At 43.0% G+C, this 23,264-nt stretch carries 14 protein-coding genes; 9 read left to right on the top strand and 5 right to left on the bottom strand.

Annotated features, from left to right (window positions below; genetic code table 11):
• Positions 1-24 precede the first annotated feature (24 nt).
• From ACFQWC_RS16065 to ACFQWC_RS16035, 7 genes are all read left to right on the top strand, one after another.
• A complete protein-coding gene (locus ACFQWC_RS16065; RefSeq protein WP_377108451.1) occupies positions 25-1,236 on the top strand; it encodes a M20 metallopeptidase family protein in 1,212 nt (403 codons plus the stop codon).
• Entirely contained in the window at positions 1,223-2,545 is a 1,323-nt protein-coding gene (locus tag ACFQWC_RS16060; RefSeq protein ID WP_341357015.1) for an amidohydrolase, read from the top strand. Before ACFQWC_RS16065 ends, ACFQWC_RS16060 begins: the two co-directional genes overlap by 14 nt.
• A complete protein-coding gene (locus ACFQWC_RS16055) occupies positions 2,542-3,774 on the top strand; it encodes a M20 family metallo-hydrolase (protein ID WP_299742855.1) in 1,233 nt (410 codons plus the stop codon). The genes ACFQWC_RS16060 and ACFQWC_RS16055 overlap by 4 nt, the downstream gene beginning before the upstream one ends.
• A gap of 6 nt (positions 3,775-3,780) precedes the next feature.
• Positions 3,781-5,088: a helix-turn-helix domain-containing protein gene (locus ACFQWC_RS16050; RefSeq protein WP_299743963.1), complete on the top strand. Its 1,308-nt coding sequence runs from the start codon at positions 3,781-3,783 to the stop codon at positions 5,086-5,088.
• 193 nt (positions 5,089-5,281) lie between these two features.
• On the top strand, positions 5,282-6,811 hold the full coding sequence (locus ACFQWC_RS16045; protein WP_299742858.1) for an AbgT family transporter: 1,530 nt from the start codon (positions 5,282-5,284) through the stop codon (positions 6,809-6,811).
• 239 nt (positions 6,812-7,050) lie between these two features.
• Positions 7,051-11,022: a cell wall-binding repeat-containing protein gene (locus tag ACFQWC_RS16040; protein ID WP_377108448.1), complete on the top strand. Its 3,972-nt coding sequence runs from the start codon at positions 7,051-7,053 to the stop codon at positions 11,020-11,022.
• A gap of 172 nt (positions 11,023-11,194) precedes the next feature.
• Positions 11,195-13,648, top strand: a complete 2,454-nt coding sequence (locus tag ACFQWC_RS16035; RefSeq protein ID WP_377108446.1) for a cell wall-binding repeat-containing protein — start codon at positions 11,195-11,197, stop codon at positions 13,646-13,648.
• Positions 13,649-13,862: 214 nt separating this feature from the next.
• On the opposite strand, the gene ACFQWC_RS16030 is transcribed toward ACFQWC_RS16035, so the two are convergent.
• Entirely contained in the window at positions 13,863-14,597 is a 735-nt protein-coding gene (locus tag ACFQWC_RS16030) for a PIG-L family deacetylase (RefSeq protein ID WP_299742867.1), read from the bottom strand.
• Positions 14,598-14,717: 120 nt separating this feature from the next.
• Here ACFQWC_RS16030 and ACFQWC_RS16025 point away from each other — a divergent pair, with 120 nt between their 5' ends.
• Positions 14,718-15,863 carry a heparan-alpha-glucosaminide N-acetyltransferase domain-containing protein gene (locus tag ACFQWC_RS16025; RefSeq protein WP_377108444.1) on the top strand — a complete coding sequence of 382 codons (1,146 nt, stop codon included), beginning with the start codon at positions 14,718-14,720 and terminating at the stop codon, positions 15,861-15,863.
• Positions 15,864-15,906: 43 nt separating this feature from the next.
• On the opposite strand, the gene ACFQWC_RS16020 is transcribed toward ACFQWC_RS16025, so the two are convergent.
• From ACFQWC_RS16020 to ACFQWC_RS16010, 3 genes are all read right to left on the bottom strand, one after another.
• The gene (locus tag ACFQWC_RS16020; RefSeq protein WP_377108442.1) at positions 15,907-16,464 is read right to left on the bottom strand and encodes a hypothetical protein; all 558 of its coding nucleotides are present in this window, start codon (positions 16,462-16,464) and stop codon (positions 15,907-15,909) included.
• A 125-nt stretch (positions 16,465-16,589) separates the two neighbouring features.
• Positions 16,590-17,990, bottom strand: coding sequence for a cell wall-binding repeat-containing protein (locus tag ACFQWC_RS16015; RefSeq protein ID WP_377108440.1), 1,401 nt, complete (start codon positions 17,988-17,990; stop codon positions 16,590-16,592).
• A 126-nt stretch (positions 17,991-18,116) separates the two neighbouring features.
• Entirely contained in the window at positions 18,117-19,493 is a 1,377-nt protein-coding gene (locus tag ACFQWC_RS16010) for a cell wall-binding repeat-containing protein (RefSeq protein ID WP_377108438.1), read from the bottom strand.
• A 304-nt stretch (positions 19,494-19,797) separates the two neighbouring features.
• Between ACFQWC_RS16010 and ACFQWC_RS16005 the strand changes: the two genes are divergently transcribed.
• Complete coding sequence (locus ACFQWC_RS16005; RefSeq protein ID WP_341357007.1) at positions 19,798-20,745, top strand: NAD-dependent epimerase/dehydratase family protein; 948 nt, start codon at positions 19,798-19,800, stop codon at positions 20,743-20,745.
• A gap of 407 nt (positions 20,746-21,152) precedes the next feature.
• Here ACFQWC_RS16005 and ACFQWC_RS16000 read toward each other — a convergent pair whose 3' ends face one another.
• Entirely contained in the window at positions 21,153-22,997 is a 1,845-nt protein-coding gene (locus ACFQWC_RS16000; protein ID WP_341357006.1) for a LamG-like jellyroll fold domain-containing protein, read from the bottom strand.
• Positions 22,998-23,264 lie beyond the last annotated feature (267 nt).

Here is a 23,264-nt window from a genome sequence, read left to right as displayed (position 1 = left end):
TTCGACAGAAAAAGGAGATTTTTCATGAAGTTAAAGCAGCTTGTCCAATCAGTAGAGAAGGAAGTCATTGAATTACGCAGACACTTTCATCAGCATCCAGAGGTGAGCGGTGAGGAGTTTGAAACATCGAAAACGATTCAGGTGAAATTGGCAGAAGCAGGTATCCCTTTTAAAACGGGCTATGCCAAAACAGGAGTGCTTGGCATCATTAAAGGAGAAAAGCCAGGAGGCACGGTTGCACTGAGAGCAGATATCGATGCTCTGCCGATTCAGGAGGGAAATGACCTTTCTTACAAATCCAGCACTCACAACAAAATGCATGCCTGCGGTCATGATGCTCATACCGCCATGCTGGTGGGTACAGGGAAAGTGTTGAATCAGATGAAATCGGAAATGGCAGGAACGATCCTTCTTGTCTTCCAGCCGGCGGAAGAAAATGCTCCTGTTGGAGGATCACGGCAAATGATGGACGATGGCTTATTTGATGAATATAAGCCTGATGTCATTTTCGGACAGCATGTGTGGCCGGATCTGCCTGTCGGGGAAGTCGGCGTGCTGCCTCATGAAATCATGGGAGCTTCGGACCGCTTTAAGATTACGGTTAATGGATCTGGCGGACATGCGAGCATGCCCCATCAATCGAATGATGCCATCATTATTGCCAACAACCTCATTACCCAGCTTCAAACGATCGTGAGCAGAAATACGGATCCCCTTGATTCTGCCGTCCTCACCATCGGAAAAATCGAGGGAGGTTACCGCTATAATGTCATTGCGGATGAAGTATCCTTAGAGGGAACCATCCGGACCTTCAAACCGGAAGTGAAAGATATGGTGAAGAATCGTTTCCACTCTATCATTGAAGGAGTGGGAAAAAGTTTCGATGCTCAAATGACGATTGATTATTTAGATGGGTACCCTGCAACAGTCAATTCACCACAATGGGCAGAAGAAGTGAGAGGCGCTGCACAAAAAGTTCTTGGAGAAAATTCCACCCCAGTGGTTTCCCCGTCTCTTGGAGGAGAGGATTTCTCTCGTTTTCTTAAAGAATATCCCGGTGCCTTCTACTGGCTGGGAACATCTGTGAAGGAAACAGAAACCCAATATCCCCTCCATGACCCGCGTTTTAAAATAAATGAAAGTGCTTTAGTAAAAGGGGTCGAAGTGATGGCTCAACTTGCACTGGATACCTTGAAAAAGCTTGAAAAAGGAGTCTTGAAAGATGAGAACTGTTGAACATTTTATCAATGAACTATCACCGACACTCACTGCGTTCAGACGAACCTTTCATCAGAAGCCCGAACTTGGATTCACTGAATATGTCACCACTTATCTAATCGGAAAAGAATTAATCAACCTTGGCTTCACGATTCACCTTGGAAAAGATGCATTGGATTCCAGCGAACGAATCGGGATTCCCTCACCAAAATATTTAGCCAAACAAGAAGAACGGGCCATAAAGGAAGGCGTGGAAAAGAGCTGGATCGACAAAATGAAAGGCGGTCATACAGGATTGGCTGCCACATTTGATACAGGAAAGCCTGGTCCTCATATGGCATTCCGATTCGATATCGATGCTCTACCCATCAAAGAATCGGATGATCCGCAACACCACCTTCCGACTAGAGAAGGCTTTCGTTCACAATATGAAGGGGTCATGCATGCCTGTGGTCATGACGGTCACGCTGCTATCGGTCTGGGTGTGGCAAACTTCCTCTCGCTTTACATAGATCAGCTTTCTGGAAGGTTCACCCTTCTCTTCCAGCCAGCTGAAGAAGGTGGACGGGGAGCCAAAGCTATGGTGAAAAAAGGTTGGCTGGAGAATGTCGATTATTTTGCAAGCGGTCATATCGGCATACGGGATACAAAGCTTGGGCGAGTGTATGCTACAACTCATTCATTTCTCGCTTCCTCCAAAATCAACGTCACTTATAAAGGAAAAGCGGCCCACGCAGGTCTCGAGCCTGAAAAAGGGAAGAATGCTTTATTGGCAGCTGCTGCAGCAACTCTTCACCTTTACAATATCCCGCGCCATTCTGACGGGGCGACCAGGGTCAATGTCGGGAGGCTTCAAGGGGGAGCAGGCAGAAACATCATTGCCGATGAAGCTCACCTTGAAATGGAAACAAGAGGGGAAACGACTGCCATCAATCAGTACATGCAGAAAGAAGCCCTGCGGATCCTTCAAGCATCGGGAGACCTTTATGGGGTGGAAACCGGAATCGATGTGGTGGGAGAGACGGTTGAAGCAGCATGTAACCCTGAATGGATTCAGTGGTTAAAGGATATGGGCGAGGAAAGTCCATTTATATCCGATATTCATGATGGTTTACCTTTAAAGGCATCAGAGGATGTTACTTATATGATGAATGAGGTGCAAAGTCAGGGGGGCAAAGCAACCTTCATGGTATTCGGAACCGGATTGAAAAACGGACATCATCATCATCAATTTGATTTTGAAGAAGGAGTATTAAAAGTGGCTGTGGATGCCTTCGCGCGTCTTATTCTCAAATTATCTCACCACAAAGAGGAGGTTACGAGTTGAAAGAATGGTTAAGTACAACTCTAGAAGCTTTAAATCTTGTTGAAACGATGGAACAGCCCAATGGATTTACGAGATTGGGTTATTCCGAGGAAGAGACTGCTTCCATGAATGTGTTTCGGGACGTTGCAGAAACGTTAGGGTTATCCGTTATAAGAGATCAGGCAGGAAACCTTTTTGCCAGGTGGGAAGGGGCCACCGGTCAAGTTGTCATGACCGGATCTCATCTTGATACGGTTGAAAACGGAGGAGGTTATGACGGGGCAGCCGGTGTCCTATGTGGACTGGGAGCCGTGAAAGCATTAAAAGACGGTGGTTTCGAACCCCATCACTCCATTGAAGTGGCCTGTTTTGCTTCAGAAGAGTCAGCGCGTTTCGGCGTATCTACCCTGGGAAGTAAGAGTGTGGCAGGAATTCTTGATAAATCAGTAGAAAGCGTCAGGGACCGCCATGGGGTCAACATTAAAGAAGCGGTAGAATCAACGGGCTTAGACTGGTCATCCATTGAAAAAGCTGAACGATCAAAAGAGGAAATCCTCTCATTCATCGAACTGCATATTGAACAAGGGACCCAAATCGAAGATCATGACGCTCAATTCGGAATTGTCCGGGGTGTAGCCTGTCCGATCCGCTTGAAGGTAAAGGTCGAAGGGATGGCGGGTCACACAGGAACGACTCCAATGGGGAAACGGGCGGACGCTCTAGTGGCTCTCGCTCCACTTATTCCCTTCGTTTCTCAAGAAGCGGAAAAGCTATCAAAGCAGTCCCGGAAACCACTTGTAGCAACCGTCAGCACGATGAACGTAAAACCGAACGTCATGAATGTCATCCCGGGTCATACAGAAGCGGGAATCGATATCCGTTCCGTCGACGATGACCTAAAGCGTACAATGGCCGATAAAATAATAGAAAAGTGCCGAAGCTTAGAGGGTGAATTTAATGTTACAATCAACATAGAAACTCTTGTAGATAATCCTTCTATTCTATTAGATGAAGAGCTGACAGCCAGAGTCAAACGAGCCGGGGAAACGCTGGGGTACAAAACGTTTGAAATGGACAGCGGGGCAGGGCATGATGTCATGAATATGGCAGCGAAATGGCCTTCCGCTTTAGTATTCATCCCCTGTGAAAAAGGGATCAGCCATCATCCAAAGGAACATAGCTCGTTAGAAGACATGTATGCAGGAGTCGAGATTCTAGCTGAAGTATTGCGGCAAGAAGCAGGTGAATGATAGTTGATGATAAAAATTGGTGTCATCGGCCCTGATGATTCGATTCAGCGGATCAATCATGTGGCCGCTCATTTTGACAATATCGAACTTATGAATTTTCCTTATCACGGGGTGAATGAGATAGAAGAGATTCTTGAGAAGAACCGCGGTCTAGTAGATCAATGGTTCTTTTCGGGACAATCCCCCTTCTACTTTGCGCTTGAAAAAGGATGGATCACGGAAAAGGAAGGGAGCTTTCCGCCCTTACATGGATCCAGTTTCTTTGGAGCATTATTAGAAGCGCAAATGAAAGAAAAGACTCTATTAAATAAAATTAGTATAGATACAATTTCAAAAGAGGAAATTGAAACCGCGGTTCAATTTCACTCCTTTGATCAACTGGAAATCGCAACCTATCCATATGAAGGATACCGGAGTGCTGATGAGCTGGTAGACTATCACCGTTCACTCTATGAAAAAGGAGAAATTGAAACGGCGATCACGTGTATTCAAAGTGTTCAGAAGCAACTCACTGAAGCAGGCATTCCTTGTTACCGAGTCGTACCGACGAATTTATCCATCCGGATGATTTTGCAGTATTTATTAGAGAGGGCACAATCGAGAAAATATCAAAAATCCCAAATTGCCATCGTTGGAATCGAAGTCATCTATTCGACCCAGACATTGGACGAGTCCCATTTTTCTTATAAAATGAAGCATCAAGAGCTGGACCTGAAACGCAATCTTCTTGATATCGCCCAAAAGATCAATGGGTCCATGGTTCAATTAGGGGACGGATTATTCTTCGTTTATACAACAAGAGGGGAACTCGATCTTCATGAGAAGGAGTCTGTTTTCACTACTTTGACTCAGGAAGTGAAGGCACATACAGATCTGGATATCCGTGTGGGGTTAGGGTTTGGTGTGACCGTATTGGAAGCTGAGCATCATGTCCGTCTTGCTTTTCAACATGCGAGAAAGCACGAATCTTCCATCGTCATAAGTGTCAATGAAGACAAGACGGTAACGGAAATTCTTCCATCGTCAGAGTCCATTACATACGCTCTCAACAACTTGGGCAATGAATGGAAGGAAGTCTTTAAAGAGGCCTCGGTCAGTTCTGCCATCGTCTCAAAAATCCTTTCTCTTTCCCGCCATTACGACAAAGAGGAAATCACATCCCAAGACCTTTCCCGCTGGCTGAAAAGCACCGAACGGAACGGGCGCAGAATTCTCACTGAAATGGAACGGATCGGGATTGTGGAAATCAGCGGCGAAGAACAAAGCGGCGGAAGAGGAAGACCAAGGAAGTTATATCGCTTTCAACTTAAATAACTGTATCTTAAAATCCCTTTCTCTATCTATGAGTAGGGGATTTTTTATATTCGCCGAGTCAGTAATCCGTAAATTTAAAATTTTCTCATAAATATTAAAAAATAAAGAGGATTTATACAATCGATATCGAAATACTTATTAACGGAAGTAAAAAGGAATTATTCCTTAAAGCATTATTTGAAGGAGTGACCTCATGATAAATCCCAATTTAGAGCCGAATTCACCTAAAAAGGAGAAGGGATATCTTCGAATTTTAGGTGGAATCGAAAAGGTAGGGAATAAACTCCCTGACCCATTCATGTTGTTTGTGTACTTATCTTTCTTTATTATCTTGTTTTCCTGGTTCATTTCAAGTCTGGGTGTGACGGTGATCCACCCGAAAAACGGAGAAGAGTTAGCCATCAAGAGCCTCGTATCCGGAGAAGGTCTCCAATACATCCTGACCTCCATGCTCGATAACTTTACCGGCTTCGCTCCACTCGGCCTGGTATTAGCGATGATGCTTGGGATCGGTTTGGCCGAAAAGGTTGGACTCCTTGAGACAGCGATCAAGAAAACGGTGTTGAACGCTCCGAAAGGATTGATTACATACGCTGTTATTATGGTAGGGATCATGGGGAACCTGGCGTCAGACGCAGCCTTCGTTATCATTCCTCCACTTGCCGCCATGATTTTCTATACGGTGGGAAGACATCCTCTGGCGGGACTCGCTGCCGGATTCTCCGGAGTAGGGGCAGGATTTACGGCAAACTTTATCATTACCGGTACCGATGCGTTACTAGCCGGGATATCAACCGAAGCTGCCAAAGCATTTGAAGTGACGGTCACACCGGTGGATAACTGGTACTTCATGATTGCTTCTGTTGTCCTTCTTACAGCTGTAGGAGCTTTTGTCACAGAAAAAATTGTTGAACCCCGTTTAGGGACATATAAAGGGAAAGTAGATAAAACCTTAGAAGAAGAAAGTCCATTAGAAGGAAAAGGACTCCGAAATGCAACCCTGGCAGGATTAGCATTCATCGTCCTGTTAGTCGTTTCGATTGCCTGGCCGAACTCTCCGATGAGAAATGAAGATGGGGGACTTATTCCGTCTACCTTCTTATCCGGGATCATTCCCATCACGCTATTCTTCTTTATCGTGATCGGTGTTGTTTACGGGGTGACGGTGAAGAAGATTCAGTCGTCAAGGGACGTACCTAAGTATATGACAGAAGCCATGAAAGACATGGGCGGTTATATCGTATTAATCTTTGCAGCCGCGCAATTTATCGCTTACTTTGATTGGACAAATCTAGGGACTTGGGTAGCGGTCAGCGGAGCGAATTTCCTCGAATCGATCAATATGACGGGGCTCGCAGCCATCATCGGATTTGTCCTGTTGACAGCATTATTGAATCTATTGATCTTTAGTGGTTCCGCTCAATGGGCATTGGAAGCACCGATCTTTATCCCGATGTTTGCGACACTTGGGTATAACCCGGCGTTTGTACAAGCCGCCTATCGTATTGCGGATTCATCCACAAACATCATCACACCGATGAACCCGTATATCATCGTGATCCTTGCTTTTATGAAGGAGTATGATAAGAAAGCGGGACTCGGAACCTTGATCTCACTAATGCTTCCTTATACGATTGCTTTCTTATCTGTATGGATTGTATTACTCCTGACTTTTGCGTTATTAGGCATTCCATTTGGTCCAGGGGTAGGAGTCTATCTGTAAAAGCGGAATTATTACTATTTAACTAGAAAATAATCATAAGCCCGGTTCGGGAGCTGTTAATTCGCTCCAGAACCGGGCTTTGTCAATTTTTATAGTTCGAATTTACTTAATAGTAATGTAAGCGTTAACAAATTTCAGTTAATTTACTCTATTTTTACACTATTATGACAAATCCTGTTGTATACTGGTAGATGGTGGCGAATCTACCACTTTACTAAACTACGAACAGGGGGAAGAAAATGAACAGGAAAACAATGAAGCGTCAATTGTTAAGTGTAACAGTTGCCTCCAGTATGGCCTTAAGCTTGTTTGCGCCTCCTCTATCTCAGCACGTATCTGCTGCAGATGAGGCATTTCAGGACTTAATCATTTCTGAATATATCGAAGGATCCAGTTACAATAAAGCAATTGAACTTTATAACGGTACTGGTGAAGCAATTGATTTATCGACTTACTCCTTAGAATTACATACAAATGGTGCAACAACCACGGATAAGACCTTTCCTTTATCAGGCACTCTCAATGCAGGGGAAACCTTGGTGCTTGCTCACAAACAGGCAGATCCAGCCATCCTTGAAAAAGCGGATATTCAAGACAGCTTCATCATCAATTTCAATGGAAATGATCCCATTACCTTAAAGAAAAACGGGACTGTGATTGATTCGATCGGACAAGTTGGCTCAGAAGCCTCCTTCGCAAGTGACGTCTCCATCGTCCGTAAGGATTCCGTGATGACAGGGGATATAGATGTAACCGATGCATTTGATCCATCTGCAGAATGGACGAATTTAGGCAAAGATGTATTCAGTGATCTTGGAACACATCTATCAGATGAACCGGCTCCTGAACCGACACCAGTCGAACTATCCACCATCGCTGAAGCTCGCACTGCCCCTAAAGGCACGGTTGTTAAAGTACAAGGTATTGCGACAGCATCTTTTGAAGCAGGCGGACAGACGAACCTATTCATCCAGGATGGAACAGCCGGTGTCATCGTCCGTGCCAGCGGTCTTACTGCTGAGCCAGGGGACGAAGTAGTAGCTGAAGGAAAACTTAGCGATTATTATGGAATGCAGCAAATCGAAGCGACTGCTTCTAACGTTGAAATTACAGAAGTAGACAAGGGAGTTCCTTCACCAGCCTCTCTTATCTCTACAGACCTTTCAGCTGAAAATGGTGAAGATCACGAAGGAATGTTTGTTGAATTTACGAATGTGACAGTGGAATCAAAAGACAGCAACGGTAATTTCACTGCAACAGACAGCTCCGGGGAGTTCGTCATCAAACCAACTGATAGTACGATGCTTGAAGTTGGCAAAACGTACGAAATTCTACGTGGCGTGGTTGATTATAACTTTGACGAATATAAACTAGTCCCGCGTACTACGTCAGATGTCATTGAAACAGCCTTCTCTGTAACCGCTGATCCAGCTTCAGGATCTGTTGTAGAAGGAACGAAGGTTACACTTCAAACGGCATCTGAAGGTGGAGCCATTCATTACACATTGGATGGAACTGATCCGACAGATTCCAGTCCAGAATATACAACACCGATCGAACTTACTGCTGATGTAACGGTTAAAGCAGTTGTTGTAAAAGAGGGCAACACAAGCGATGTTTCCACTTTTACTTACAAAATCCTTAAATCAGCTGATGGTTTAAGCATTCATGATATTCAAGGAGATTCCCATACCTCTCCTTACGAAAATATGACCGTCTCTAACGTTCAAGGAATAGTGACAGCGAAGGCAGGTTCCAATGCATTTTATATGCAGGAAGAGACCCCGGACGATAGTCTGGCGACTTCTGAAGGAATTTATGTTTATGCAAAGGGCAATTCTGTCAAAGTCGGAGACAAAGTAAATGTGGCAGGTCAGGTAAAAGAGTGGAGAGAAGATGGCTACGCTGATGCCAAAGACCTTCTGACAACTCAAATCACGGCATCGGCCGTTACAGTAGAATCTTCAGGCAACACTGTGCCTGCAGCTATCGTGATGGGGGAAGACCGCGTACCACCGACTGAAATCATTGAAGATGATGAAATGACCTCATTCGATCCCGAAACAGATGGCCTGGACTTTTATGAAAGTCTTGAAGGGATGCTGATTGAAATCCCTGATGCCACGATTACAGGTCCGGTAAAATATGATGAACTTCCTGTAGTAGTGAATACAAGCGAAGATCAACTTCGCACAAGAGCAGGGGGAGTATTGATATCTCCTGAAGATTATAACCCTGAGCGCATGCTGATCGACGTGGACGGCATGAATATCAATGTGAAAACAGGTGATATGCTGGATGGTTCCGTTATTGGAAACGTAAGCTATGATTATAGCAACTTTAAGATCCGTCCAACAGGAACTTTCCCTACAGTAGTTGATGGGGGAACAGCACAGGAAGTAACGTCGATCACTCCTGAAGAAGAAGATCTAACGATTGCTTCTTATAATATTGAAAACTTCTATGCTGGAATTGAAGAAAGCAAAGTAGAAAAGATTGCTGATTCAATCGTTTCGAATATGAAAACGCCGGATATCATTGGCCTGGTCGAGGTTCAAGATAATAATGGACCAACAGATGATGGTACGACAGATGCAAGTGCGTCCTATCAGACAATCATCAAGGCCATTGAGGAAGCTGGCGGACCTACTTATGAATTCACCGATATCGCTCCTGTTGATAAAACAGATGGCGGGCAGCCTGGTGGAAACATCCGTGTAGGTTTCATCTACAACCCTGAGCGTGTCCAATTAACAGAAAAAGAAGCCGGGGATGCGGTGACTTCCGTGGGTGTTGATGAAAATGGACTTACTCATAACCCGGGACGCATCGATCCAACAAACGAAGCATTTGACGATTCCCGTAAAGCCCTTGCAGCTGAATTCATGTTTAACGGTGAAAAAGTCATCGTCGTAGCAAACCACTTTAACTCCAAAGGTGGAGACGGAGCTTTATTCGGTGCAGATCATCCGGTTGTGCTTGGTAGTGAGGTACAGCGACTGAAACAAGCCGAGGTACTAAATGACTTTGTGAATGATGTGAACGAAAAGGTCGAAGATGCAAATGTTGTGGTTCTTGGTGACCTTAACGACTTCGAATTTTCTGCTCCAATCAATACTCTCGAAGGGGACATCTTGACCAATATGATGGAAAAGCTCCCTGTAGAGGAACGCTACACGTATATTTATCAAGGGAACTCTCAAGTTCTTGATCATATTCTAGTGACGAATAATCTGGCAAAGTCAACGATGATCGATAGTATCAACATCAACTCTGATTTTAGTGAAGAAGATGGACGTGCGAGTGACCATGATCCTGTCCTGGCTAAGATTCAGTTTGAAAATAAGGTAGAACGTATTTCTGGTGACGATCGTTACCAAACGGCCATTGAGATTTCTAAAAAAGGCTGGGAGTCCACTGACACAGTGGTCATTGCCAGAGGCGATAAATTCCCTGATGCCCTTGCAGGAGCTCCACTTGCATACAAACATGATGCACCGATCCTATTGACACAGCAAGGCAGTTTGAACGCTGAAGTACAAGATGAAATCAAGCGTTTAGGTGCGAAGAAAGCGATCATCCTTGGTGGTGAAGGTGCGGTATCCAAGTATGTTCAATATCAGCTTAAAGGATTAGGTTTGAAAACAGACCGTATTTCAGGTGACGATCGATTTGAAACAGCGGCCAATATCGCTGCTAAATTGGATGGGGATCCCGAAAAGGCGATCGTGGCAAATGCCTATCAATTCGCTGATGCCCTTTCTGTTGCTTCTTATGCAGCACAGAATGGATATCCGATTGTACTATCTGCTCAAGACAAATTGTCAAAAGCCTCAAATAAAGTATTAATAGAAATTGATGAAAAAATCGTCGTTGGTGGCGAAAATGCGATCAGCACTGAAATTTTCGACAGCTTTGAAGAAGCGACTCGCTATAGTGGCTTGAACCGTTACGAAACATCAGCCGAAATTGCGAAACATTTAACTCCTCAAACTAACAATGCGATTGTGGCAACAGGGACTAATTTTGCCGATGCACTGGCAGGTTCGGTCCTTGCAGCAAAAGAGGGTGCTGAAATCCTCCTTGTGAAGAAAGAGGAAGTACCAGAGGATATTATGGAAGCAATTGATATGGATGATATTTCTAACTTTCGTGTTATTGGTGGGGAAAATGCCGTTAGTGAAGAAGTTGTGAAGCAACTAAAGAAATAGATTGTAGAAAAAGGCAGGGGGGATACCTCCCCTGCCCTGATATGTAAAAAGAACCAGATTTGTTTTAATATTTAGTAAAATAATCACATTTTGCCATAAAATTACTATATAATGGGTTTTGTGGATGAAGTTCCGACAAAAACCTACATAAGAAAGGGAAGGGATTAACCAAATGAATATTAAAAAACCTTTATACGGTGTATTATCAACTGCAGCTCTGGCTGCTGCGATTTTTGCATTAACCCCTGCAACTTCAGCTTCAGCAGAAGGGGAAGAGTTTGATTTAACGATCATGCATACCAACGATACCCATGCTCATGTTGAAGGCTATCCCCGTTTAGTAACAGCAGTAAACGAGCTGCGCACTGAAAAAGCGAACTCTTTACTGGTAGACGCCGGTGACGTATTCTCGGGTACCCTTTACTTCCGTCAATATCTTGGACAAGCGGACCTACATTTTATGAACGAGCTTGGCTACGATGCCATGACTCTTGGTAATCATGAATTCGATAAAGATTCTAAAACCCTTGCAGACTTCATTAAAAATATGAATTTCCCGATGGTGTCATCAAATGTTACTGTTACAGGTGATACGGATTTGGAGCCCCTTTTCAAAAATGAAATCGGACAACCAGGTGACGGCGGCAACGTCTACCCTGCCATGATCAAAGAAGTAGACGGAGAGAAAGTGGGAATCTACGGATTAACGACTCCAGATACAGAATTCATCGCTAATCCGGGAGAAAATGTTGTCTTTGAAGATGCTGTTGAAAAATCGAAGGCCACGATCGCGATGCTTAAAGAAAAAGGCGTCAACAAAATCATCGCCCTTTCTCACCTTGGATATTCAAATGACTTAGAATTGGCTGAGGAAGTGGATGGACTTGATATCATCGTAGGTGGTCATTCCCATACGGTCCTTGACGAGCCTGTAGTCATTGACAAAGAAGAACCGACATTGATTGTTCAAGCTGGTGAATACTTGAACCTGCTTGGATTATTGGATGTAACCTTCGATGATGAAGGTGTCGTAACAAGCCATAACGGAGAAGTGCTGGACCTTGAAGGTTATGAACAAGATGCTGAGGCTCTTGCGAAGGTAGAAGAGTTCAAAAAGCCTCTTGATGATATGAAGAAAGAAGTGGTTGGAAACACAGAGGTAGCTCTTGATGGAGAACGTGCCGATGTACGCCGGAAAGAAACAAACCTAGGAAACTTGATTGCTGACGGTATGGTTGCGAAAGCAAATGAATTCGTGGAAACCTATATCGGCCTTCAAAACGGTGGGGGAATCCGTGCGTCAATCGATGCAGGTGAAATCACTCTTGGAGAAGTTCTGACGACGATGCCATTCGGAAACAATCTTGTGACACTTGACCTAACCGGCGAAGAAATCGTAGCTGCCCTTGAGCACAGTGTGAAGAGAGTAGAAGGAGAAGACGCACCGGGTGAATTCCTTCAAGTATCCGGCATTAACTATAAGTATGATGTGACCAAATCTGCCGGAGAACGTGTGTGGCATGTAGAAGTCATGACTGAGGACGGGTTTGAAGAAATTGACTTAGACATGATGTACTCTGTCGCTACTAACGCGTTCACTGCCGATGGCGGAGACGGGTATACAATGTTCAAGGACGCGAAAGAAGAAGGACGAATGACAGAATTATTCGTTGTCGATTTCGAGGTGTTCACTTCTTACCTTGAAAAGAACAACCCTGTTTCCCCGGAGGTTGAAGATCGAATCGTTCAAGAAGAAGCACCAGAAGTGACACGCCTGACTGGTGATACTCGTTATGAGACAGCCGTTGAAATTTCGAAAGAAGGTTGGGAATCGGCGGATACAGTGATCCTTGCCCGCGGAGATTCGTTCCCTGATGCCCTTGCAGGAGCTCCTCTTGCATACAAACATGATGCACCGATCCTGTTAACGGAAAAAGGTACATTAAATGCAGCAGCAAAAGCAGAAATCAAGCGCCTTGGTGCTAAGAATGTCATTATTCTTGGTGGAAAAGGGGCTGTAAGTAACTATGTGAAGTATCAGCTTGAAGGAATGGGTCTGGATGTAGACCGTATTGGCGGAGATGATCGCTGGGAAACAGCCGTGAACATCGCAGCGAGTCTTGGGGGATCCCCGGAGAAAGCAGTAGTGGCAAACGGTAAAAACTTCCCTGATGCCCTTGCCATCGCTTCTTATGCAGCGAGCAATGGATACCCGATCTTGTTAACGGATTCTGATATACTTCCAACTGAAACAAAGAAAGCTTTAAAAGGAATCGACAGTACGATTGTAGTCGGTGGAGAAGCTGTAGTAAGCAAGGACGTGATGAAATCACTTCCTGAAGCGACTCGTTACTTCGGTCAAGATCGTTACGGCACAGCAGCAGAGATCGCGACTGAACTTAATCCATCAACTAAGGTATACTTAGCGACTGGAAAGAATTTTGCCGATGCATTGGCAGGTTCTGTCCTTGCAGCTAAAGAAAATGCTTCTATGCTTCTAGTACAGCCTAATGATCTTCCGGATGTCACTTCTGATGCCATTGAAGAGATGAAAGCGAAGGATTTCCAAATTCTTGGCGGAGAGAATGCTGTAAGTGAGACTGTGGTAGAAAAATTAATGAAATAACTTTTAATAAAGAGAAAAGCCATCGAATTCTTTTGATGGCTTTTTCTTATTTAATATGATTTAAAAAAAGCCCTGGATGATCAAGGCTAGAGTGATTAGGTGTCTGGAGGATTACCATAAATTTTATTCATAATTTGTTCTTCTCAAACATTGGGTGGCAGGAACCCACAAGAAATGTAAAGAAGGAAGGAACTTATGATCAAAGTTGTTCTTCCTACCTATGCCAACGACTCTCCCCAAACTTCCCAGCCTCCACAAAATAAGACTCCACCGAAGTATACCCAATCCGATAGAACCCTTCATCAGGCTCCCAAATCCGATAAGCATCCAAACTCTTAGTATACTCATCACTAAGATCATCAGGCACAGGATAAGTGTCATCGTACTCCAAATTCTCAAATTCTTGAACCGGTAGATAATAAAGAGCGGATTGTATTGTCCCGTCTTCAACCAGTTTTTTCAAAGCTGCTCCTGACGCGGCATGGTCCCGGTGAGGGTCATGAAAGGATAAGGCATGATGTCTTGCTTCAGGGTAACGTTCGTTCATTTCCTTCATAATCGCCATGACTTCATCTTCTTTTATATCTCCATCGGGAAGGTCGTATATGTAAACATTCTCTGGCTCGACTCCCAATTCTTCAACGGATTTCTTGAATTCCTTCACCCGTGAATCACCGAACTCTTCTTTAGAGATGGGAGGCAGATTTTTTTCCTGTAAGTTCTCGTTGATTTGTTTGATCGATTGACTGGCCTCACCATGTGAGAGCAGCACCACGGCCACTTCATTTCCCTTGTCGATTTGACGCAGGATGGAAGGACCTAAGCTTAGCGTTTCGTCGTCTGCATGTGGAGCGTAAAAGACAGAGGTATCAGGTTCTTTTTCGAAAAAGGTACAGGCGCTTAGTGAAGCGGATAGTAATAGAATGAGAGATAGATAGGCAACTCGCATGTGGACCTCCAGGTGAGAAAAATAGTTAAATCTTTACTAATTGATTCTATCAAAGTTTTTGGGGCTGGTGTATACTTTCATAGTAGGAAAGTATAGAACGTGAAGTGAAAGGAACAGAGTATGGAACAAGTTCAACCAACAGAGAAACAGGTACAAGTGAAAAAGAAAAAAAGAGTCTATTCCCTCGATATGCTGAGAGGGATTATTGTAGCGTTATCCGTGTTTTTGAGTACGATTCCTTATGGGAAGGCAGATTATCCCTATTTCCGTCATGCGGAATGGTATGGGGTCACGTTGATTGATATCATCTTACCGACGTTCATCACCATTTTCGGTGTGAGTATGGCGATTGCCTATCAGCGCGGGGTGAAATGGGAGAAGATTTTAAAACGGACCGTCCGCTTGATCGTGTACGGCATCATTTTTACGATCATAGTGGAATGGACGTTGGATTTCCCGACGATTCGACTGACCGGTGTATTACAGATGTTTGCCCTTCTGGGAATTGTGACGGTAGCGATCACCAAGTTTGTGCAATCTCCTTTGAAGTTGATGATGATTGCGTTGTTGGTGTCATCGGTATATGGGGGGCTCATCCTCTATACAGGTCAATCCTGTGAAGGCGGATTGCCACAGCCGGAATGTAATCCTTCTCACGCAATTGATACCGCAGTCTTCGGCGAAAAGCATTTATACCATCATGGGGAGCGTGGCTATGACCCTGAAGGACTGGTCACCAGTTTGTCCGCCTTATCAAATGTCCTTTTCGGATATGCCTTTGGACGATTGATCCTGACCCGTAAAGAGACGGGGGCATGGCGGGAACTATTGGGGATCGGTGTTCTATTGATTGCCGCCTCTCTCGCTTGGGATCATTTCCTCCCGTATAACAAACGCTTATGGACACCTGCGTTTGCTCTATTGGCAGCAGGATTTGCAGCTGGCATGCTATCGATTCTGTATCTAGTATTCGATAAACGAAAAGGAGATGCCAAAGAGACAGCGCTGAAGCCGGTAGTTTGGTTTCTGGAAGCCTATGGCCGCAACAGCTTTTTAATCTATTTCGGTAAATTCATGCTCGGTTCCGTGCTGATCCATCTTTCGGTGACAGATGATGGCATTGAAAAATCGTTGTCCAGAGTGATAAATGAATGGGTGGCAACGTTTGCCCCTCATCCGCAGCTGGCTTACGGCTTATTGAACCTGATTTTCTGGACAGTCGTTGCCTTTGTCTGTCATAAAAAGAAGTGGTATTTGAAAGTATAAAAGAAAGAAGGTCCGTCCCTTACTCTGAGGGACGGACCTTCTTCTATTTCTGGTTCAAAGTCTTTTCAAATATAAGGCTGGCATAGGTTCTTGTGTATTTCAGAATGGTTTCTCCAACCTCTTCAGCCGGAAAATCAAATAAAGGCTGGAACAGCTCTTTATTACTATCCGTACCGAATGCGTCAACGAAACGGTACGTTAATCGAAGTTCGGTGAAGGTTGTCGTAAAGTAAATTTCCAACTGGGTGACGATGTCATTATCGGATTCTTCACTTTCAACCCGTTTGTGATAAAGGGGGACCAGTCCTTCCATGTCATTTTCAATGCGTGCATGTGCGCGATTCATAAGCTGCGAAACGCCATCCAGGTTAGGGAATTTTTCATTTAACAGAAGTGGCTGAAGAATTCCATGAAGAGCTTTGGTTGATTCAACATGTAATACAATGGCCCTCACCAAATGTTTTGTGTATTCTTCCTCTGTTGATGAGCTTTTCATCGTTTGAAGTAATTGATTATTTACCTCTTCACGAAGCTCGTCCTTATCAAGGTGGATGACCAGTTTTTTATAGATGGTTGCGACTGATTGTGTGAGAGACTCCATGGGTAGTATGCCTTCTTTCTTATGTATGGTTTGAAATATGCTACTATTTTACCATTAATATACAGAAAATTCTATATATTATTTGCGATAAAAAACGCGCTCTGAATAGAACGCGTTTCTACGGATTATTGATTGCCTTCCAGGACTGCCCAAATGTCCTTTTCTACATTCGGTTGAATGGCTTTTGTTCCACCAAGGATCTTCACATCATACGTGTAATCGATCATCAGGTCTTTGATGGCTGGATGTAATTTTTCCGGGGTAGTCAATAATAAAGGTTCACCGGTATGTGCTGCAAGAGCGGAACCTGTTAATGCATCGGCAAATTGAGTCCCGGTTGCAAAGAACACAGAACCAGTATGGACATTGAACTTCTGAATGATGCTTGCATTCGTTTCATACCGGTTCACACCGTAAATTCTTGTTGGATGGTTTAATTTTGTCAGGACTGACTGGCTGATGACACCTGTTCCCCCAATGACGTAGTTTTCCTTATATGTGTTCGCTTGAGCAAGGGTGGAAGCAGGGATTGTGTCCTTCTCAGATAACAGAATCGGATAGCCCTCTTGTGCAGCTATCGAAGCAATGGAAAGGGCATCAGGGTAGTTCTTTCCACTCACGACAACCGCCGCATCATGGTTGGGAAGAGACTTAGAAATGGCAACAGCTGTTTCATAACGATCTTTTCCGCTGATACGGGTAACAGAAACCCCCAAATCTTTAATCTCCTCCACTACTTTATCAGATATCACGCCTGCGCCCCCAAGGATGGTTACTTTTTTGACATCCATTTCTTCAATTCCTTTTTTTGCTGAAGAATGCAGAGTATGCTCGGATGTTAGTAGAATGGGAGCACCCTTATGGTAAGCAAGCGGTGCTCCCGCCAGAGCATCTGGAAAATTGGTCCCGGTAGCTAAAATCATTTCATCACTACCGGATTCCCAACCCTTTAATGCAACTTGAAGAGCCGTTTCATATCGATCCGCACCGTAGATCCGTTCTACATTAGGCTGGAAATAGAACTGGGAGACCATCAACACATATTCTTTATCCACTCCTAAATCACTTTTATTCTTAACAGATACGAAGTAAGTACCAGGCGTAGAAGGGTAAAGGGCCCCATATCCATTTTCTTCATGAACAAAGAATTCGTTTGGTTCAACGGCATTTTTGTTCTCATCATATAAGGTGATTTCCAATGGGATACTGGTTGTTTCCTGCCAAAACCAGCCGTATAAATACAACGGGATGTCGGAATCTAACTCTACTTTATACAGGTCGACATCCTCTGCTGGAAGCGTTCCTTTTACATATGTCGGCTTGACAAGGTCACCTGCTGCGATATCATTTGCAGCTTCAAACGTATTATTTGGTTCTTTTTCTGTTAATAATTCTTCTTCTTCATCACCTAAAAGCTCCACTTTTTGTTGTAGTGTAGCTGCCGGATTTTCTGCGAATGCAGACGCACTAAATAAGCTGGATGCCAATAAGGCGGATCCAACCGAAGTAATAAACCACTTTTTCATCTTTTTCCCCCATTTTGATATTCTCTCTATTTTTGTGAAATCTTGTATAATACCATTTTATCACAATGATTTTCACTATGTGGGGTAACATGAAAAAACGCGCTCCTTTAAAGAGCGCGTTCAGTATTATTCGTTTCCTTCAATAATCGACCAGATGTCTTCCTCTACCTTCGGTTGGATCGCTTTCTCTCCACCAAGGATCGTCACACCGAATGTGTAATCCATCATCAGGTCTCTGATCTCAGGATGTAACTCATTTGGAGTGGTAAGCAACAAAGGCTCTCCCCAGTTGGCTGCAAGAACGGAACCTGTTAACGCATCGGCGAAATGAGTGCCGGTCGCAACGAAGACGAAGGTAGTAGGAACGTTAAAGTCACGGATGATATTTGCATTCGTTTCATAGCGATTTGCACCTGCAATCCTCATCGGATCGTTAAGCTTCTTGGTAACTGTATTACTGATGACGCCGGTCCCGCCGATAACATAGTTCATCTCGTATGTTTTCGCCTGTGTCAGCGTTGTTGCCGGGATGCTTTCTTTGTCAGATAGTAGAATAGGATATCCGTATTGTGCAGCGATGGATGCAATGGATAGGGCATCTGGATAATTCTTTCCGCTGACGACTACGGCTGCGTCATTGTTTGGCAGCTTTTTAGAGATGGCCACTGCAGTCTCATAACGATCTTTACCGCTTATGCGTGTAACAGATACATCCAGTGCCCTTAATTCCTGAACAACTTTATCAGAAATGACACCTGGCCCTCCAAGGATCGTCACCTTATTGACACCCAATTCATAAATGGCTTCCTCGACTGATGGGTGAAGGGAACCCTTCGTAGTTAATAGAATAGGAGCGTCTTTATGGTACGCAAGCGGTGCGCCGGCCAATGCGTCCGGGAAATTGCTTCCTGTAGCAAGGATGATTTCGTCTGTTCCGTATCCCCAGCCTTGTAAAGCGATTTCAAGAGCGGTTTCATAGCGGTCTGCACCGAATATTCTGTCTACATAAGGCTCAATTGTGAATTGAGACGGGAACACTACATACTCTTCACCAGTTGCGAGATTCTTTTTATCCTTTACAGACATATAATAGGTGCCTGGGGTAACAGTGTAATCGGCCATAAATCCATCTGTCACATCTGAGCTGATTTCATTTGCTTCTATAACATTCTTGTTTTCATCGTATAGAGTAATATCTAATAGAATCCCAGGGTTTTCCTCCCATGATCCTCCGTATATAACCAATGGATCTTCATTGTCCACTTGAATCTTATACATATCGACATCATCTTTCGTGAATGTCCCTTTTACGGCATCCTCAAGAAGAACTTCATTGGAATTCGTAAACGTATTATTCGGCTCTTCTTCAACGAAGAAGCCCTCGCGATCGTAGCCTAAAAGCTCCATCTTTTCTTGAGAAGGACTTTCCGCTAATACAGATGTGCTGAATACACTTGATGCAAGTAGTGCTGAACCAACTGAAGCAAGGAACCACTTTTTCATCTTTCTTTCCCCCGATAGTAATAATCTTGTTTTTTGCTGATGTCCTTGGCAATCCCGTACCAATCTTTCATAACATCTAGAATAGTATAATCGCGTTTTAAACGTTTGCATAGATAGTTTCAATTAAATATTTTTCGCCTTTTTTTGACAGGAATAGAAACGTTTTTAGAAAGAGTGAATAGGGTAAAATTAAGGGTGTTTTACATTTTAATGACCGAATAGAATCCGATTGTGATTTTTGCTATACTTACATCAGTGAAAAATTAAAAGTATAACTCTCCAAACTGAAAGGGGAACAACATAAATGAGCAAGATCCTTGTCACAGGCGGTGCCGGATTTATCGGCTCCCATATTGTAGAAGAATTATTAAATAAAAACGAACAAGTGGTAGTGATAGATAATTTCTCGATGGGTTCAATGGATAACCTGCCGAAGGACGATAAGTTAACCGTTGTAGAAGGGGATATCTCTTCTAAAGAAACCATTGAAAAGTTATTTCAGCAACATCGATTCAAGAAAATCTTTCATTTAGGTGCGATTGCCAGTGTAGCGGCTTCAGTAGAAGATCCCCTCCATACCCATCAAACCAATTTGGAAGCGACTTTATACTTATTGGAGGAAACACGTAAACAAGGCGGATTGGAGCGCTTTGTCTTTGCTTCTTCTGCAGCGGTGTACGGGGATGAGCCAACGCTTCCGAAGAAAGAAACGTCAACGATCAGACCATTGACGCCATATGCCATCGATAAATTTGCCTCTGAGCAATATGTGCTGGCATTCAGCCGGTTGTATGATATCCCGACGACGGCCGTTCGCTTCTTCAACGTCTTTGGGAACAGGCAAAATCCATCATCACCATACTCAGGTGTGGTATCGATCCTGACGGATAAATTCAAACAGCTGGTAAACAATGAAGATACATCCTTTACTCTTTATGGTGATGGAGAACAAACGAGAGATTTCATCTACGTGAAAGATGTCGTTCAAGCGAATCTTCTCGTGTCGGAAGACCCGGCAGCCATCGGTAAAGTATTTAATGTCGGTACAGGCGACTCGACAAGCTTGAACGAACTGATCGGAATGTATGAAGAGATAACAAATACGAAACTTCCTATCGAACAGCTGGAAGAACGGTCGGGAGATATTAAAGAATCCTACTCTGATATATCTGAGCTTAAATCCTTAGGGTTCGATCCAAAGTTCTCTATGAGAGAAGGACTTTTGGAGTATTGGAATAAAGAAAACGAATAGTGGAAAGTGCCTGTTTATTTAACAGTGAATCGTTCCGTTTTCGGGTACTATTTGCACAAATGACAAAGAAACTGACCAATGAAATGGCATTGGTCAGTTTCTTTTGGTATTAAAGTATATCAACTAACCAATATGTAAGTTCATTACAGGTAAATTAAAAGATAGATTGGAATACGATAAGGGGGAAATAATAGATATGGAGTTTTTCCATTAACGATATTTCTTGTTAATAAACGGGGAAATAGAAGGAGATTTATTATGGGTCTTCAACTTTTCCTTTATCAATTAAAAGGCAGCTTCAACAGAAGAAAGGCATAATAAAAAATGCCCAGAGGTCCTCTGAGCATTATTGGCGCGTCTATTCGCTTGCAATATAATAAATACTATTAATGTAAGCGTAAAAATGGTTAATTAGAAAAATCGAATCGTTTTTCAAAATGAAATGGGATTTCAAATTGATCAGCAGTTCCAGTTAAATGCGTTACATCGAAATATGTCATCTGTGACTTCGAGAGCTTTTCTACCCAAGGGGAGAAGGTTTTAAAAGATATTTTATCATCTGACTCGCTAAATTCTGCAAATCTCATCCAACCATTGCCTCCGTGATAGCTTGATTGATAATCAACCAGCATTTGAATAACTTCGTTGCCATGCGCATTTTCTTTGATTCTATGACCAGCCCCATGATGATGACCGTTAACTGTCATAAATACCTGATTATGATCGTTAACTAATTCATCCCAAATTAGAGAACCTCTCCAAGTATCAATCATAGTTTCACCATCTCCACCAATGTTGATAATTTGGTGAGAAAGAAGAATGGTAGGTGTACTGGGATGGTTTTTCAATACCTGTTTTGCCCAGGGGATATCTTCCACTATATGTTGCATATCGAGAGATAAGAATAAGTATTCGTAATTCCCGGCTTTAATAACAGAATAAGAACTATATCCCGTTGGTGAGGCACCTTTGTAATAAGGTTTGTCTGCAAAACGTTCCGGCCCGTAATAATCTAAATAAGGATCTCCTTCACCATAGTCATGGTTCCCTGCAATTGTAACATAAGGGGTCTTATGCTTATCTAGAATGTCTACGCTTGATGACGAGTTATTCCATTCTTCCAATGAATGACTCTGATCAACCATATCACCTAAGAAAGCTGTCATGGAAATGTTTAAGTTCTGCTCTTTTTTTGAAATCCATTTTACCTGTTCATAAAATAATTCAGGCATATAACGAACGGTTTTTTGAGGATCTGGAACAAATAAGAAGTTATAGTTCTCCTTGTTTGTTAATAATGCTTGTTTTTCATTTGAGCCGTTTTCCACGTGTCCTTCAACTTCAACAGCGTTTGAAATCAACCAATTTTCTTGAGGTAGAGGTTGATCGGCGATCCGTATTTCTTGAATATTCCCAGCAAATAAGGTATCGAGTTCATTCGCCCATTCTGATGCTCCAATATTCCAACCTTTACCTTCTACTAAATCAATTCCGATCATTTCAGAGTCTGTATTTCGAAAATCAGTCACACCGTTAATGTACAATGTTGAATTTTTCCCGTTATTTACTACTGCAATATGATACCAGTCATCTTTACTGTCTAGAGAAAAAGACCAATTTGTTTCATTATGATCGAGATTTGTAGGATGGCTAGTCCATTGGATTTCTCTTAAACTCGAAACGGATAAAGTACTAAGGATTTCTTTTTCTCCACCCGTTTTGTTAATATCAGCCGCTTGTCCTTTTCGAGTTAATATCCCCATCCAGCTATGTTCTTCAGGCGAGAAATTCGCTGGTAGTTTCAAAACGGCTTCAATTGTGAAACCATTTTCAAACGTCTCACCGTTAATCGGGGCGTCATCAACTGTATGAAAATATTGCCCTTCCGAATAACTTTTTTTATTCTTAAACTCTAAACTTTCTACCGCATCTTCATTGTAGTAATCTTCTTCTGACCATTGAATAAAGGGGTTGCCACTGATAGTGCCATCTTTTGTGGCGGAGGTGAGTTGAAGGTTGTTTTCATTACCGCTTGCATCTTCAATAATAAGATTTGCTTCATTAATAGAACCAGATTTTACATACTCTTTTTGAAACTTCCAATCTGCAACAATTGATTCTGTGATATCATGAGAATTTTCTGGTTTGTTATTTGCGTGAAAAACTGAAGGTGAAAATGCAAATAACGATAACGTAATGGAGCCAACAATCCCTATCTTTACAGCTTTTAGGATTACTTTCATTTTGATCATTCATCTCCTTGATTATATTGGTATTGAATCCTTATTAAGGTTAATTCAAGAATATTGAGGGAGTGTTATTCTCTAATGAACGGGTAATTAAATAGTTGTAAGTTTGTATTAAAATTTCGTAAATAGACCAGTGATAACATAGAGCGATAATAAAAAAAGACTCATCAACTCGATGAGTCTTTTTTCTATTATCGTGTTAGTTAGAGTGCCGAAAAGTGTGTAACTATGTCTCTAGGGTGTAGTTCAAGTAACTCAAAACACATCCTT

Source organism: Rossellomorea sp. GCM10028870 (assembly GCF_042666755.1).
Taxonomy (GTDB): Bacteria; Bacillota; Bacilli; order Bacillales; family Bacillaceae_B; genus Rossellomorea.
This window is presented reverse-complemented; position numbering and strand designations above follow the sequence as displayed.